General features: G+C 45.7%; 17 protein-coding genes and 1 pseudogene. 8 read left to right on the forward strand and 10 right to left on the reverse strand.

The window, feature by feature from the left end:
* Both secF and rlmJ read left to right on the forward strand, forming a co-directional pair.
* Positions 1–942 (forward strand): protein translocase subunit SecF, encoded by a 942-nt coding sequence (gene secF, locus OCV52_RS21175; RefSeq protein WP_105024009.1) that lies wholly within the window; start codon positions 1–3, stop codon positions 940–942.
* 202 nt (positions 943–1,144) lie between these two features.
* On the forward strand, positions 1,145–2,011 hold the full coding sequence (gene rlmJ, locus OCV52_RS21180) for a 23S rRNA (adenine(2030)-N(6))-methyltransferase RlmJ (protein ID WP_137408284.1): 867 nt from the start codon (positions 1,145–1,147) through the stop codon (positions 2,009–2,011).
* Positions 2,012–2,280: 269 nt separating this feature from the next.
* On the opposite strand, the gene OCV52_RS21185 is transcribed toward rlmJ, so the two are convergent.
* From OCV52_RS21185 to OCV52_RS21200, 4 genes are all read right to left on the reverse strand, one after another.
* Positions 2,281–3,102: an HNH endonuclease gene (locus tag OCV52_RS21185; RefSeq protein WP_063524818.1), complete on the reverse strand. Its 822-nt coding sequence runs from the start codon at positions 3,100–3,102 to the stop codon at positions 2,281–2,283.
* Positions 3,103–3,308: 206 nt separating this feature from the next.
* Positions 3,309–4,397: an alkene reductase gene (locus OCV52_RS21190; protein ID WP_137408285.1), complete on the reverse strand. Its 1,089-nt coding sequence runs from the start codon at positions 4,395–4,397 to the stop codon at positions 3,309–3,311.
* Between the two features lie 74 nt (positions 4,398–4,471).
* The gene (locus OCV52_RS21195) at positions 4,472–5,665 is read right to left on the reverse strand and encodes an MFS transporter (protein WP_137408286.1); all 1,194 of its coding nucleotides are present in this window, start codon (positions 5,663–5,665) and stop codon (positions 4,472–4,474) included.
* A gap of 85 nt (positions 5,666–5,750) precedes the next feature.
* Entirely contained in the window at positions 5,751–6,434 is a 684-nt protein-coding gene (locus tag OCV52_RS21200; RefSeq protein ID WP_137408287.1) for an SDR family oxidoreductase, read from the reverse strand.
* Between the two features lie 124 nt (positions 6,435–6,558).
* Here OCV52_RS21200 and OCV52_RS21205 point away from each other — a divergent pair, with 124 nt between their 5' ends.
* The 5 genes and pseudogenes from OCV52_RS21205 to OCV52_RS21225 all read left to right on the forward strand — a co-directional run bounded on the left by OCV52_RS21205 (position 6,559) and on the right by OCV52_RS21225 (position 10,272).
* Positions 6,559–7,491 carry a LysR family transcriptional regulator gene (locus tag OCV52_RS21205; RefSeq protein WP_137408288.1) on the forward strand — a complete coding sequence of 311 codons (933 nt, stop codon included), beginning with the start codon at positions 6,559–6,561 and terminating at the stop codon, positions 7,489–7,491.
* 100 nt (positions 7,492–7,591) lie between these two features.
* On the forward strand, positions 7,592–7,984 hold the full coding sequence (locus OCV52_RS21210; protein WP_102424287.1) for a GFA family protein: 393 nt from the start codon (positions 7,592–7,594) through the stop codon (positions 7,982–7,984).
* A 10-nt stretch (positions 7,985–7,994) separates the two neighbouring features.
* Positions 7,995–8,462 carry an OsmC family protein gene (locus OCV52_RS21215; RefSeq protein ID WP_137408289.1) on the forward strand — a complete coding sequence of 156 codons (468 nt, stop codon included), beginning with the start codon at positions 7,995–7,997 and terminating at the stop codon, positions 8,460–8,462.
* A gap of 122 nt (positions 8,463–8,584) precedes the next feature.
* Positions 8,585–9,773: pseudogene (locus OCV52_RS21220) on the forward strand (MalY/PatB family protein).
* Positions 9,774–9,927: 154 nt separating this feature from the next.
* Complete coding sequence (locus OCV52_RS21225; protein ID WP_061032887.1) at positions 9,928–10,272, forward strand: ribosome recycling factor family protein; 345 nt, start codon at positions 9,928–9,930, stop codon at positions 10,270–10,272.
* 131 nt (positions 10,273–10,403) lie between these two features.
* On the opposite strand, the gene OCV52_RS21230 is transcribed toward OCV52_RS21225, so the two are convergent.
* Together OCV52_RS21230 and OCV52_RS21235 are read right to left on the reverse strand one after the other, a co-directional pair.
* The gene (locus OCV52_RS21230; RefSeq protein ID WP_004736983.1) at positions 10,404–10,643 is read right to left on the reverse strand and encodes an RNA recognition motif domain-containing protein; all 240 of its coding nucleotides are present in this window, start codon (positions 10,641–10,643) and stop codon (positions 10,404–10,406) included.
* 131 nt (positions 10,644–10,774) lie between these two features.
* Positions 10,775–11,038 (reverse strand): DNA polymerase III subunit epsilon, encoded by a 264-nt coding sequence (locus OCV52_RS21235; protein ID WP_137408290.1) that lies wholly within the window; start codon positions 11,036–11,038, stop codon positions 10,775–10,777.
* A 42-nt stretch (positions 11,039–11,080) separates the two neighbouring features.
* Between OCV52_RS21235 and OCV52_RS21240 the strand changes: the two genes are divergently transcribed.
* Complete coding sequence (locus tag OCV52_RS21240) at positions 11,081–11,248, forward strand: hypothetical protein (RefSeq protein WP_170222462.1); 168 nt, start codon at positions 11,081–11,083, stop codon at positions 11,246–11,248.
* Positions 11,249–11,265: 17 nt separating this feature from the next.
* On the opposite strand, the gene OCV52_RS21245 is transcribed toward OCV52_RS21240, so the two are convergent.
* From OCV52_RS21245 to OCV52_RS21260, 4 genes are read right to left on the reverse strand one after another with little or no spacing between them, the layout of a single operon-like run.
* Positions 11,266–11,808 (reverse strand): DUF3833 domain-containing protein, encoded by a 543-nt coding sequence (locus OCV52_RS21245; protein WP_137408291.1) that lies wholly within the window; start codon positions 11,806–11,808, stop codon positions 11,266–11,268.
* On the reverse strand, positions 11,805–12,410 hold the full coding sequence (locus OCV52_RS21250; RefSeq protein WP_137408292.1) for a chalcone isomerase family protein: 606 nt from the start codon (positions 12,408–12,410) through the stop codon (positions 11,805–11,807). Before OCV52_RS21250 ends, OCV52_RS21245 begins: the two co-directional genes overlap by 4 nt.
* 3 nt (positions 12,411–12,413) lie before the next feature.
* Positions 12,414–12,938 carry a DUF2878 domain-containing protein gene (locus OCV52_RS21255; protein WP_137408293.1) on the reverse strand — a complete coding sequence of 175 codons (525 nt, stop codon included), beginning with the start codon at positions 12,936–12,938 and terminating at the stop codon, positions 12,414–12,416.
* Entirely contained in the window at positions 12,916–14,196 is a 1,281-nt protein-coding gene (locus tag OCV52_RS21260; RefSeq protein ID WP_137408294.1) for an SAM-dependent methyltransferase, read from the reverse strand. The genes OCV52_RS21255 and OCV52_RS21260 overlap by 23 nt, the downstream gene beginning before the upstream one ends.
* Positions 14,197–14,225 lie beyond the last annotated feature (29 nt).

Raw genomic sequence — 14,225 nt, forward strand, 5'->3', positions numbered from 1 at the left:
ATGAGTACTTCAACAAAAATGACAATTTCAGAACGCTATTTTTCCAATAGCAATATGACTCTCCTGCGTAAGGTGATGTCGGTAATCTCTATTGTTCTGTTCATGAGCTCAGTAATGCTAGTGGCCGTGAAAGGGTTTAACTGGGGTTTGGACTTTACAGGCGGTGTGGTTGCTGAGGTTCAACTTTCTGATCAAGTGACCAAAGACGCATTGAAAACACAGCTTGATGCCGCTTTCCAACAAGACGTGCAAGTGGTTGGCATGGCAGAGCAAGACCGCTGGACCATTCGCTACAGCCAACTGACAGACGCACCGCAGATTAACTTAGTTGATGCTTTGGCATCGGTGAGTGACCAAGTGAAAGTGCTGAACAGCAGTGTGGTTGGCCCTCAAGTGGGTCAAGACATGGTTGACCAAGGTGGTTTAGCGGTATTGGTGTGTTTCTTAATGATCATGCTTTACCTAAGTGTACGATTTGAGTGGCGTTTAGCTCTAGGTGCTCTGGCTGCGATCATTTACGATGTGACGATTATCTTCGGCTTATTCGCTTTGACTCAGTTTGAGTTCAACCTAACGGTGCTGGCCGCGGTATTAGCGATTCTGGGCTATTCACTGAATGACTCAATCATCATTGCTGACCGTGTCCGTGAGATGCTGCGTGGCAACCCTAACGGCGATACCGACAACCTGCTTAACGAATCAGTCAAAGCGACGTTCTCTCGTACCATGGTGACTTCAGGTACGACTTTGTTAACAGTATCTGCGCTTTGGTTGCTTGGTGGCGCAGCGCTACAAGGTTTTGCGATTGCATTGGTTGTCGGTATTGCGAGTGGTACATGGTCTTCAATCTCGGTCGGTATCACCCTTCCGAAATTACTTGGCCTACAGCCTTGTCACTATCAAGTGAAACCGCCGGTAGAAGTTGAGGGTGAGTACCCTTAAGTTATCTATTTTGATAATGCTGCAACTCAGTAAGTGAGTTTACTTTAGCCCTTCGTTTTTAACCGAACGAAGGGCTTTATTTTATTTAAGAGTCAATTAGTTAGAGAAAAGAGAGCCTATTTCAAAAAACGACGGGTTGAGCAGGCAAGCACTAATGATATGAAGTATGTTTATATGATGTTAGTAGAAATGAGGCAAGGGAATGGAATATCGACATCAATGTCACGTAGGCGACCACGGTGATGCACTGAAGCACCCTGTATTAAGTGCTCTGGTTCAGTCATTAATGCAGCAGCATTCGCGCCTCAATGTTATCGACACTCACTCAGGTACAGGGTGTTACGACCTAACCACTGCGCCAAGTAATCACGCTGGCGAGTTTGCAGAAGGGGTTGGGTACCTTTGGCGAAACAAGGCGTACCTTCCTGAGTCATTCGCATCTTTTATGTCGGTGTTGGAATACTACAATCCGAATCAACTTATTACGCTGTATCCCGGTTCAGCGGCGATTACCTATCAACAAGGTCGCAGCCAAGATAGCTTCTATTTTTCAGATATTCAGCAAGATGAAGCCGACTTACTGCAAACCAATATTGAGAAGTTACAACGCGATCTGGATGTCTCTAGCAAGCTGACCATTAGTGCGGGCGATGGGCTTAAAGCGCTGCCTGACGATGTCGCGAAACATGATAGCCATCACCTGATAGTTATCGATCCACCTTACGAAACGGATTCCGAATATCTCGCGGTGATTGATGCTTTGGTTAAGGCCTATCAGCAGTCAGAGAGAGTCTCTGCGCTGATTTGGTATCCACTCTACACCGATGACAAAAGCTCACTGATTTTGAACCACTGCGTGACAGCGGTGAAAGATGGCTTGCTACCAAGCCCTATCAAATCGGAATTGCGACTGCGCGATCCTAAGGGCGATGACCGACTCATCGGTAGCGGTTTGTTGTTATTTAACCCACCACAAGGCATTGCAGGGACGGTTGCTGACACGCTCGATTACTTACATAGTCAGCTTGCAACTAATGGTGAAGGCTACTGGCAAATGAAAAGCCTATAAATCTGATTGGTATGGGCTTTCTGATGAATTAGTAGACACACTTCACTAAATCACTGTTATTTATGTGGTTTAAATTGACCAAACGCTAACTTTTATTGATTGATTAATTGCCGTGAATCATTTAAAAATGGAATATTGGTGCGCGCAAGTGCATAATGGCTCATAAGTTAAATAATTAGCCCAAATTAATATCAGATTGTGGTTTACCCCCTAAACTGCATTAGGCTCGCACTAGTCACGCGAGCCTTTCTTTTGCCTGAAAGAAATGTTTATAACAATTCTTCTTCAATCTTTAGTGCCTTCTCTCTGAGCTGGGAGTTGAACTCAGTAGCGTTTATTGAGTAGTGCGCTTCTCGGTGGCAATTAGGGCAGAGAGCAATCACGTTTTCAGGACAATCAGCACCACCATCCGCTAATCGTGTCAGGTGATGTACCTCTAGGTAGGGACCAGACTTTGCCTCAAAGGGCGATGCTATTTCACAGCCTTCACAAGTTCCATCTGCTCGTTTCTTTGCATAAAACTTGATAGCGTCACTACGATATTTCACGTGCGTGAGTTGCTCTTTAGGGCTAGCTTTAAGTGGTGTTGAAGCTAAAGCGATGTCTCGTAACTGCTTCAGTGATTTACTTTTAGTTGGCTTGGTAAGGTATGACATTTTTGGAGTTTGAATTTTATCTCCAATACTTTGCGGGACTATATCTAAATGGAAAATTATTGCGTCGCGAAGTTGGTCGTTTTTGTCGGGGCGTTGCTCTATGTGATGACAAATGTAGTTGCAAACTCCAACGAATCTAACCAAACCAGTTGAGACAGATTCAAATAAGAGAATCTCTTTTAGGTTGTTTTGGTGTTCAAAGATGGCCAAGTTTCCTTTAATCATCTGCATATCACCTTCTTGCCCTTCTCCTGTATATCGGAAAGTCCCGTCTGCACTAAAGCCATCAGAGTAACCAAATTCTTCACCTGCATCGCTTGTGAAGATAAATACATATGGGTGTGCTGCAGGCGTAGCTATACCACCATATTGCTGACCTTTGTAACGGCCGTGTATATCTGTACGTCGATTGTAAACTTGTCCTACGTTGAACAATGGAGAGTCCTCATTTATCCGTTTGAATCGGAATTTTTATTGATATTTTTGTAGTTTATTTTTATGTAAAGTTTAAATATAACAGTGGTTTAAGTGAAAATATGTAAGTGGATTCTTGGGTGTGAAAAGGTATCGGCTTGGTCACGTTTTTAAAGAGATAAGCCTGCAGGACTCATGCAGGCTTGGGGGTATTTAATTCTTTACCACTACAACGCTGGATAATCGATATAGCCCTTTTCGTTGCCGCCGAATAGAGTCGTGCCATCGAGCTGTGATAGCTCGCTACCGTTTCGTAGGCGTGATACGAGATCTGGATTTGCTACGAATGGGCGACCAAATGCGACGAGATCCGCGTAGCCTTTGCTTAATACTTCTTCGGCGCGTTCTGGTGTGTAGCTGCCAGCGACGATGATGGTGTTGGAGAACAAGGCTCTTAGTTCGACACGGAAGCTTTCAGGTATCACAGGTGCGTCATCCCAGTCGGCTTCTGACAGGTGCAGATAAGCGATATCACGAGCTTGCAGTGCTTTCGAAGCCTCCAAAATGGTTGGCACTATGTCTGGGCAGTTCATGTCTTTGAAGGTGATGAATGGCGCCAAACGCACGCCGACTTTATCGGCACCTATCTCTGCAATCACTGCATCCACTACTTCGATTAGAAAACGAAGTCGATTCTCGCGGCTACCTCCGTAGTTGTCAGTGCGCTTGTTTGAGTTAGTTCTTAGGAATTGATCAATCAAGTAGCCATTGCCGCCGTGGATCTCGACACCATTAAAGCCTGCTTCGATGGCTTTCTTTGCTGAGTTCGCAAAATCTTGAACCACTCGATCGATGTCTGCTTGAGTCATCTCTCTTGGTTGGATGCAATCGACCATGTTGCCGTTGCCATTCTCATCAGAAATCCACACCTGAGTTTCTATTGGAGCCAAAGCTGACGGTGCAATCGGCAGTTCGCCCTTTTGAAAGGTAGGGTGAGACACACGGCCGACATGCCAGAGTTGACAGAATATTGCTGCGCCTTGCTCTTTGGCGGCTGTGGTTACTGACTTCCAACCTTCAATTTGTGCATCGGTATAAACGCCGGGAGTGAATGAGTAGCCTTGAGAGTCATCAGAGATCTGTGTCGCTTCAGTGATGATAAGCCCGGCACTTGCACGTTGTTGGTAATAAGTCGCCATCATGTCGTTTGGTACATTGCCAGGTTGACTAGTACGAGCGCGTGTCATGGGTGCCATAACAACTCGGTTTTGCAATTCTAGGCCTTTGAGTTCTGATGTTTCGAATAATTTGTTCATGGTCTCTACCTTGTTTTAATTCGGTGTTCTTTAGTTCTGTGTCTTTTAGTTTTTTATTCGGGTTATAGAGCGGATTACTTGCTTTCCGCTGGGCTGAAAATAGAGTTGCTTTGTGGCTTGTTTGCTCGGTTAGCTTTGGCGATAAGCAGTAAACCAATGACAGGAACAACAACGGCTGCGAACGGAATCATTCCTGCACCTAACTGGCTGTCGAGAACCATGCCACCAAGGAAACCACCGAAGGCATTCGCTAGGTTAAAGGCAGAAATGTTGGCTGTAGCAGCAAGTTCTTGTCCTTCGCCGCCATGGTTCATTACTCGAAGTTGCATGGCAGGAACGTTCGCAAATGATGCAATACCAAAGACAAATACCGCTGCAACGAATAGGATTTTGTTGTCTACCACTAGGCCCACCACAACCAGTGAAGCGATCATCGCGACAGCCCAAAACATGGAAGCTTTGCCTAAATCTTTATCGGAAGAGCGGCCGCCCAATGTGTTACCTATGATTAAGCCAACACCGACAATGACTAAGATCCAAGTAACTGAGTCTTGACCGTAACCCGTGATGTGCATGGCAATAGGCGCAAGGTAGCCGTAAAGCTTCATAAACCCAGACCAAGCAAAAGCGGTGATCGCTAAGCTGATAAGCAGCATTGGATTTCTAAATGCCATTAGTTGAGTTTTGATGTCTTTCGCTTCGCTGTGACCGCTTGATTTGATAGATGTCAGGATAGAAATCATTGCGATGGTGCCAAGTGCAGCTACGGTAAAGAAGGTGGTGTGCCAACCGAACTGCAAGCTAATCCATGTACCAGCGGGAACGCCAAGAACGTTAGCCAGTGTTAAGCCTGCGAACATTTGACCAACCGCGCGGCCTGCCATTTTTTCCGACACTAGGTTGGTCGCAACAACCGCACCTATGCCATAGAAAGGCCCTTGAACTAAGCCTGCAATCACACGGCTAGCGAGCAGCAATGAGTAGTTAGGTGCTAGGGCTGACAAGACATTACCAATAATGAATAGCGCCATTAATCCAATCAGCACCATCTTCTTATTAAAGCGAGCAAGGTAGATGGTTAAGATTGGCCCGCCGATAACGATAGCTAACGCATAAGCACTGATTAGATAACCTGCTTGGCCTTCTGTGATCGAAAGGGATGTGGCAATTTGTGGAAGAATGCCTGCGATAACAAACTCAGCGGTGCCGATCGCAAATGCTGCGAGTGTCAGTATCCAAACTTGGAATGGGATCTGTTCTTTTTTCATGATGATATGCCTATGTAAATTCTGGTTTGTTAGGACGCTTAGGTACACGTCCTAACGGTTGTTCTTTGTGTCTTTGCGAGGTGTTTTAGCCGAGTAGCGCGCCGCCATCGATGTCGATAATTGAGCCAGTCACATATGAGTTTTTAATCGCGAACAGGTAGCCCATGGCGGCCTCTGAAGCATCACCGACTTTACCAACAGGTAAGTTATTCTTGGCGTTGTCATACATGGCGTTACGAGATGAGTCGTCCATATTCTTGTAGGCTTCGGTCATGGTTAAGCCTGGGCTGACGGCGTTCACTCGAATAGGCGAAAGTTCTTTTGCAAGCACTTTAGTCACGCTCTCTAGTGCGGCGTTGATGGCGGTTTTTACGTAAGTGCCTGAGACTACTTTGCGCGACAACATGCCTGTGGTGAGCGTGATAGAACCGTTGGGTTTGATGTAACGTGCCGCATGCTTGGCAACGTTCAGGCTGCCCCAAAATTTGGTATCAAATGCCGTTTTTGCGTCTTCAAGCGCAACATCTGTCACCTTTCCTGCGGGAGCAGATGAGCCAGCCGTAACCACCAAATGATCGAAGGGACCAATGGATTCGAAGTACTCGCAAATCGACTTTTCATTACTGATATCAACGCCTGTATGTCGACCAGCAATGTGTACTGTGTTGTCTTCGTTTCTCAATTGCATCGCTAATGCTTTACCGATGCCAGACGTGCCACCAATGATGACGAAAGTGCTTTTTTCTTGGTTCGTTACTAAGTTGTTCATGTTCTGAATTCCTGCATGTTCTGCTGATGGTTGTCATTATATTTATTCGATTAATTTTGATAATTGACTAAAATGTGAATTCATTATTCGGCTGAGATGAACAGTGTGGCGAGGAAGAAGTAGCATGGATAAGTTTTCAGACATGGCGATGTTCGTCAGCATCGTGAAGCATCAGGGGTTGGCTGCGGCAGGGCGAGAGCTAGGCTTATCACCTGCGACCATGACGGCAAGGCTACAAGCTCTGGAGGAACGATATGGCGTGAAGCTGTTGAATCGAAGTACTCGACATGTGTCTTTAACTGACTCTGGCGAGCTGTATCACAAGGCGTGTTTGGAGATATTGGATAACGTTAGCGAAGCCGAAAACTTGATTCAAAATGGTGTCAAAGAGGTTAAAGGCCCTTTAAAAATCGCCGCTCCCAAAGACATCGGCAAGCAGTACATTCTTCCTATTCTCTCTGAGTTCTGTCAGCAATATCCCGACGTGATCCCTTACCTGTATTTGAACGATAACCTGTCGAATATTGCAGAGTCGGGCATGGATGTGGTGATTCGCTACGGAGAGTTAGTTGACAGCAGTTTGATATCAAGACGTTTATCCCCGAGCCGACGTGTGCTGTGTGCTTCTCCTGAATATCTTGCCAAGCATGGAACGCCCCTAACGCCGCAAGACTTAGTAGACCATGACTGCTTAGCCATGCTGCGTAGCAATGAAGAACTCAAGACATGGCACTTTCAAGATCACGATATGAAGAAGTCGATTACCGTTGTGCCAAAGCGATTCTCAGACGATGGCGAAGTGATTCGCTACTGGGCATTAAAAAGCGAGGGTATTGCGCTCAAATCAGTGTTGGATGTGCAAGATGACATCAATAACCAACGCCTTGTGACTTTGCTCAACGGCTATATGAAAAACTTCAATACTTCGACCTCTGTATCAAGCGCAGACTTGAATGTGGTGTACATCAGCAAGAAGTATCAACCTAAGCGAATTCGACTATTTTTGGATTTCCTAATCGATAATTTTGGCCGTTTGACAGATAAATCAATTAATTAACGCGATATGACAAAACTCTCGAACTGAAAACGGGACTACGGACAGAACGCGCTCAACTGGTTATGATGTGAGCAATACATGGATGTTACTGGAGAGAACAATGAAAATAGTTGGCAATACGCTGATCAAACCATTCCATAAAGCGACCTGTCACTGCGGTGCGGTGGAGTTAGAGCTTAGCCTACCTAACGGCATCGAAAAGCCGCGTCGCTGCGATTGCTCTATTTGTCGTCGTAAAGGGGCGGTTGTTGGTTCTGTAGCCTTGGATGGTATCAAGATCCTCAAAGGTGCAGAGCATCTCAAGTTATATCAATTCAATACCAACACCGCGAAGCACTACTTCTGTTCGAACTGCGGTATCTATACCCACCATCAACGTCGCTCTAGCCCAAATGAATATGGATTCAATATTGGTTGCTTGGAAGGGGTGAACCCTTTTGATATTGGTGATGTGGTGACTAACGATGGGGTTAACCACCCTGCGGATCGCTAAGGAGAAAAGTATGTCTGATTATGGTGCCCTGATTCGCTGGCAGAAAGGCGGCGATGAGGCTTTTAGCGATAACCAATACAGTCGCGGGCATACGTGGGAATTTGATGGTGGCGTTATCGTACCTGCGTCGTCATCACCTCATGTGGTGCCATTGCCACTTTCGGTGGCTGAAAATGTTGATCCAGAAGAAGCCTTTATTGCGGCGATTGCCAGTTGTCATATGCTGACGTTTTTGGGCATTGCAGCTAAACAGAAGTACCTGATCGACTCTTATGTCGATGATGCCGTCGGTGTGCTGGAAGAAGATGAATCAGGTCGTTCATCTGTGACTAAGGTGACTCTGCGCCCTAAGATTGTGTTTTTAGGTACCAAAAATCCTACCGCCAAGCAGCTCGACAAACTGCATCACTTGGCGCACAAAAACTGTTTCATTGCGAACTCGGTCAAGACTGAGATTGTGGTCGAGATGCGAGATTAATTTAAAACAATCACAAGATTTCTTTAAAAGCTTCGTCCTTTTTATCTCGCTATCGTCTTAAGGGTATTCATGCAATTTCGTTGATTGCAAAAAGACCGAACACACTATTTGAGGACTCCTCCATGACAGCGTTTAACAGTGCATCGAATTACGGTGAAAATGCGTTTATCAAAAGCAAACCAGAGGTGCTAGAGAGCATTTACAATACCGCCGATGTATTTCCTTACTGGGTTGCCGACATGGATTTTCAGATAGCGGAACCCATCACTCAAGAGCTGAATCGTTTGGTCGAACGCGGCGTGTATTCTTACGAGTTTCATGAGCAAGCGGTGTTTGAAGCCCTTTCAAAATGGTATGCAAAGCGTCATGGGCTAAACCTTTCAGCGGACAAATTTGTGCAGGTGCCGGGTGTGCTCTCTGGTATTGCCTTGTTACTGCGTCAGTTTACTAATGAAGGTGATGGCGTGCTTATTCATACGCCAGCCTATCACCAGTTTTCTAACTTGGTGAACAAAGCCGGTCGCGAGGTAGTGAAAAGCCCGTTGGTAAATGATGGCCAAAGTTACCAAATTGATTTCGAGGGGATGGAGCAACAGATCGTCGACCATAAAGTGAAAACGATGATTTTCTGTAACCCCCATAACCCAACTGGCCGTGTATGGACAGCGCAAGAAATAGAGCAAGTTGTTGAGATCGCTAAGCGCCATGATGTCCTGATCATCAGCGATGAAATCCATTCTGGTATTATTTTTGAAGGCCATACTTTCACGAGCTTGACCAGTTTCGATTACTACAAGGTGATTACCTTGATTGGTTCTCCGGCGAAAACCTTTGGCATGCACAGTATTTCTAACGGTTATGTCTACACCAATAACGAAGCGCTATTTGAAGCGTTTAAAGCCAACGTAGCGGCGATGTACCTTGATCACGGTAACGCTTTGACGACATTTGCAACCATTGCTGCTTTTGAAAAGGGGGGAAGAGTGGCTAGAGGGTATGTTGGTGTACTTACAAGAGACGGTTAAGTGGGTTACTGAGTTTGCTGAAAAGCGCATTCCTCAATTGAAAGTGTTCCAGCCACAAGGTACTTATCAGGTATGGTTTGATTTTTCTGCGTTAGGTTTCTCTAAAGAAAAGCTTAAAAATACCGTGTTTGAGCAGGCGGGGATGGGGTTAACTCCGGGCGGATGGTTTGGCGCTGAGAGCTATCATTTCATGCGAATGAACATTGCGACGTCTCGCGACAATATCGAAAAATCGTTTGAGGTACTGGCAAACGCGATTGATAATGCAGAGCAAGCTAAACGCTAGTTTTGACACGATAATGCCATTTCAAATCGGATAACCGCGAGTCAGCTTAGTGCATGGCTGGCGGTTTTTTTGTGTCTGTGTAATCCTACTCACGGTTTCACAAAGCTGTTTTAGACAGCGCAGAATGATTATAGAGATTGATTGGCAGAGAGTTATGTTTAGCGTCCCACTGAATAGTTTTGTACATCGTGTGAGTGATAAGAGCCAAGTAATGGCAAACGCTGCTGAGTGTGGATGTCAGTTGAAGCGAGTTCGTCGCTCACGCAACTGGTTATTGGTGGCTCAAGAGCATCAATTGATCGAATTCAAAGCTTTGTTAACTCATGAAAAAGACGGCTGGATAACTGTAGCCATAGACAAGGTACTGCCAAAACCTGTGGTGTGTTTGGCGTCGCTGTTAGCCGCAACTCCTTCTATGACCGTTGCTCAATTGGTGATGGAGTCTGGATGTTCAATGGCCGAAGCACGACGAGCCATTGATGACTATGAAGGGTTATAGATAAGTTGTGAGCGCTTGAAAAGTACTGAGCAGCAAAAAGCCCGTAACGATATGGCGTTATTTCAGCGCGATATCGTTACGGGCTTTATCATCTGAGTTTCTGTGAAACCAGTGAGAGCGTTAAAGTCGAATTAAGAGTTAGCGACTTTTACACGAATCGTGTTTTTGCCAAGCTTGGTCATGTGCAGCTTGTCTAGTGCAGTTTTCGCTTCTTCTTGCTCTGGCATTTCAACGAAAGCAAAACCTTTTGAGTAGCCAGTTTCTTGGTCTAATACTAGGTTGCATGCTTTTACTGAACCGAACTCAGAAAATAGTACACGGATGTCTTGCTCTGTTGTTGAGCGAGATAGGTTACGAACTAGAAGTTTCATAATGAACCTTGAATATGAATTTACGTCGCGCATTGTCGCACATTTTGAAGGTCACCCTTACAAAATAATTTAAGATCTCATTTGCTTGGGTAGCCAAGATCTGCGGCTGCACTTTGAGTTGTTTGTCGTGATTATTCGTCGTCGAACTGTTTGATGGTGAAGGCGTCTTCGATTCGGTTCAGCTCTTCTTGTTCTTTCTGACGAAGCTCTTCTTGGCGAGCAATTTTCATCTCATTGAGACGTTTCTTCTCTGACTTGGTCAGGAACTTAACGGCTTTTTTGTTGGTTAATGCGTAAGCAGTTACGTCTTCACCTTTTTCTCTGCGCTCGTTTACGCGTTGTGAGAAACGTTCATTGTCGCGAGCTTTACGCTCCGCTGAGGTTAACTTGCTCATGCTTTAAAGCCTTTTTAATTTATCGTGATAGGGAATCTACACGTGGCGAAACAAAGGGGCATTCATCAGTATGAGGTATTGGCCATTTGTACGCTGGTGGCGCATCTTAGCACAGCGGGGGAGCATGTAGGCATGCTATTGAGGGATTATACGAAACAGCCCACAACGCGTCGTCGTGGGCTGGATTCTAAAGCGGGTGATTCAGATTGATTTGAAGGGCGAGTTGTCTAAATCTTTTCGATGTACAGGATGACCTCTCCGACCTTAAAGCCGAACTTGGACATTTCGGTCTTGTTGAATAATCGCGTTTCGTCCATTAAGAACATCCAATCATCTAGTGTGACTTCATAGGTACTGCCATCGACTTCAATTTCTAGGTCGTATTTCCAGTACAGAGCAGAGCCTTGGGTTTCACCATAAGCGGTTCCTACCACATCGTTAGCAGTGCCTGAGTAAGTGTTGTCGCCGGTTTTTATCAGGTTCCAAATTCGGGTTGAGCGTTCACCATCGGCAAATGAGAACCACTCTTTGATTTCACCGTTGTTGCCTTCCCACGTAGCGATCAGTTTGGCATCAAAGCGTCGTAGCAAGTTGCCGGAGCGGTCGAGTACCATACCGTAAGCCATTAACTCGCCATTGAAGAAGGTCTCAAGTTTGAGCTCTGGTGTTGTGTCGACGTGATTATCAAGGCTGGCAGAGCCGCAGCCTGTTAGCCAACTAAGAGACAGTATTGCTAGAGCAAATTTGATTATTGTTGTTTTTGGATTCATTTATTCAAACCTAATAGTTGTTTGCGTAGGCCTGGTTCGGAGGTGTTTTCAGAGAGCCAGATAGCAAGGAAGGCATCGCCAAATTGTTTGTCTTGAATGACACCGATAGGTTGCTCATCGAAGTAAAAACGGCTCACGTTGTCTTCTTCAACACGAATCGTCAGTGTGCTTCCAGCTTCTACATTTGGCCACATTGAATAGAGTGGCTTCAACCAGCGCTCGATGTTGCTGTTAGGGTAGCCGAGCTTGTTCCACTGATCCTCGGTTGCTTCGACTAGGTCCTTACTGTCTATCGCGCGGTAGTACTCTATTTTCAAAGCGCGTTCTGAACTCGAAGGTGCGGTGTAGAATTCAGCAGAGTAGAGGGTCCAAAATAGGTAATTCATTTCCCCTTGTCCGCGCTTATTTAAATCGTCGACAGCAGAGGCGCGAGCTTGACCAGCAAACAGCATTGCTGCGATTAATAGAGAGAGGGTGAAGGCCCCTAAATTTGCTTTCATGTACTGATTGTTTACAGCCGTTTGAGTGTTAGATTGGGCACACGCGCCACTCTCAGTGCTCTCTGAGTGGAGCGCCTGTGTCCGTTTGAGTGAGTAAGCCATAAGTCACCTCGTTGTCCTTGCCATTGTCGGTTTCATTAAGTTGGAGTAGGCGGCCACAAGAAGAGGCAAAAATATCCCCCAACTCAACGCAAGGGCAGCAACTACCGATGCATCTGGCCAAGTAGCAAGGAGGGCTCCCGCTTTGATTCCTCCCCAATAACTACTAGTACCCGCTACGAACCCTAAGGCGAACAAGATCACTTTTGAGCATTTTAAGAGCCAGTTAAGGCTGTGGTTGAAACTAATCAAGAACATGATCCATAGGCAGACGAGCCATACAGGGAACCATGATTGATTGGCAATGGCAGGGTCGACGGCGAAGACGCCGAAGTGAAGCATGAGGCTATCAAGCAGTAGCCCCAATGGTAATAAAACGAGTATTTTAATGTCGCTGTGGCGAGTCGGTGATAATAGGAAGTGAATGATCACCAGCAGCGGCGTTACGAACGGGGCTTGAGCGGTGAAGAACGCACTACAAACCCAGGTCGCTTGAAACAGAATGAGATTAATAATCCAAAACCGTTTCATCTTTCGCTCCAAAGTAACGAGGTTTTCTTGCGACTAAATGGTGAGTGCTGATCACTCGCTCTTTGAACGCACCTTCACAGTAGCAGAAGTAGAAGGTCCAAAGGCGCTTGAACTCTTCTGAATAGCCCAGAGACTGCAATTCTTCCCAGCTGTTTTGAAAGGCAATGTTCCAGTCATTCAGTGTGCGAGCGTAATGCAGACCAATATCGTCGATCTCTTGAACGACAAGGTCGGTACTGGTCGCAAGATGCTGGGTCATCACTGATACAGAAGGTAAGCAGCCGCCAGGGAAAATGTACTTTTGGATAAAGTCGACGCCTTTACGGTACTTTTCATAACGCCCATCAGCGATGGTAATCGCTTGAATCAGCATTTTGCCGGAAGGCTTCAACAATGAAGAGCATTTCTCAAAGAAGGTTTGCAGGTATTCGTGACCTACCGCTTCTATCATCTCAATGGAAACCAACTTGTCGTATTCACCCGTGAGGTTGCGATAGTCTTCTTTGAGTAGAGTAATTTTGTCGGTTAATCCGAGCGATTTTACGCGCTGCTCTGCTAGCTCGTGTTGTGCATCTGAAATAGTGGTGGTGGTGACGTGGCAGCCATAATGTTGTGCCATGAAGATTGCTAAACCACCCCAGCCAGTCCCTATTTCAACCACGCTATCCGATTCTGAAAGTTCTAAACGCTCACAGATGGTTCTCATCTTGTTTTGTTGTGCTTTAGAAAGGGTTAATGCGTCTTCGCTGTAGATCGCTGACGAGTACTGCATTGAGCTATCAAGAAAACGTTCGTACAGCTCATTACCGATGTCGTAGTGAGCCAAAATGTTTCGCTTAGAGCCTTGCTCGGTGTTGGCGTTTTTGCGACGAAGCAGTAGATTCTTAATGCGAGAAATCCACTGGGTTTTGTCGTCTAGCTCATCTAATTGGGATTGGTTGCGAGCCATAATCTGGATAACGCGGGTTAGATTTGGACTGGTCCATTTCCCATCAATGTAGGCTTCGGATGCGCCAATACTGCCGTTAATAACAACATCTTTAAAAAAGGTCGCATCATGAATCACGATTCGACCTTTTAAGTCTGCTTCTCTGTCACCAAACACCGAATGCTGGTCTCGCTCGATGATTTCCAGCGTTGCAAATTGCAGACGCTCTAGGACCTTAAAAATTAAAGCTCGATACTTACAGTTGCTTGAAACAGCAACGGCTTTGGCTTGGTGTTCAATGTTGTTGTTTTGTTTTGCAAGCTGTTCCATGTCAACCTCGCTGAGAATTCATTCTAACT

The organism is Vibrio chagasii, assembly GCF_024347355.1.
Taxonomy (GTDB): Bacteria; Pseudomonadota; Gammaproteobacteria; order Enterobacterales; family Vibrionaceae; genus Vibrio; species Vibrio chagasii.

Coding starts and splice junctions, on each gene's coding strand:
- secF (WP_105024009.1), top strand. CDS start 1: ATGAGTACTTCAACAAAAATGACAATTTCAGAACGCTATTTTTCCAAT.
- rlmJ (WP_137408284.1), top strand. CDS start 1,145: ATGGAATATCGACATCAATGTCACGTAGGCGACCACGGTGATGCACTG.
- OCV52_RS21190 (WP_137408285.1), bottom strand. CDS start 4,397: ATGAACAAATTATTCGAAACATCAGAACTCAAAGGCCTAGAATTGCAA.
- OCV52_RS21195 (WP_137408286.1), bottom strand. CDS start 5,665: ATGAAAAAAGAACAGATCCCATTCCAAGTTTGGATACTGACACTCGCA.
- OCV52_RS21200 (WP_137408287.1), bottom strand. CDS start 6,434: ATGAACAACTTAGTAACGAACCAAGAAAAAAGCACTTTCGTCATCATT.
- OCV52_RS21205 (WP_137408288.1), top strand. CDS start 6,559: ATGGATAAGTTTTCAGACATGGCGATGTTCGTCAGCATCGTGAAGCAT.
- OCV52_RS21210 (WP_102424287.1), top strand. CDS start 7,592: ATGAAAATAGTTGGCAATACGCTGATCAAACCATTCCATAAAGCGACC.
- OCV52_RS21215 (WP_137408289.1), top strand. CDS start 7,995: ATGTCTGATTATGGTGCCCTGATTCGCTGGCAGAAAGGCGGCGATGAG.
- OCV52_RS21225 (WP_061032887.1), top strand. CDS start 9,928: ATGTTTAGCGTCCCACTGAATAGTTTTGTACATCGTGTGAGTGATAAG.
- OCV52_RS21230 (WP_004736983.1), bottom strand. CDS start 10,643: ATGAAACTTCTAGTTCGTAACCTATCTCGCTCAACAACAGAGCAAGAC.
- OCV52_RS21235 (WP_137408290.1), bottom strand. CDS start 11,038: ATGAGCAAGTTAACCTCAGCGGAGCGTAAAGCTCGCGACAATGAACGT.
- OCV52_RS21245 (WP_137408291.1), bottom strand. CDS start 11,808: ATGAATCCAAAAACAACAATAATCAAATTTGCTCTAGCAATACTGTCT.
- OCV52_RS21250 (WP_137408292.1), bottom strand. CDS start 12,410: ATGGCTTACTCACTCAAACGGACACAGGCGCTCCACTCAGAGAGCACT.
- OCV52_RS21255 (WP_137408293.1), bottom strand. CDS start 12,938: ATGAAACGGTTTTGGATTATTAATCTCATTCTGTTTCAAGCGACCTGG.
- OCV52_RS21260 (WP_137408294.1), bottom strand. CDS start 14,196: ATGGAACAGCTTGCAAAACAAAACAACAACATTGAACACCAAGCCAAA.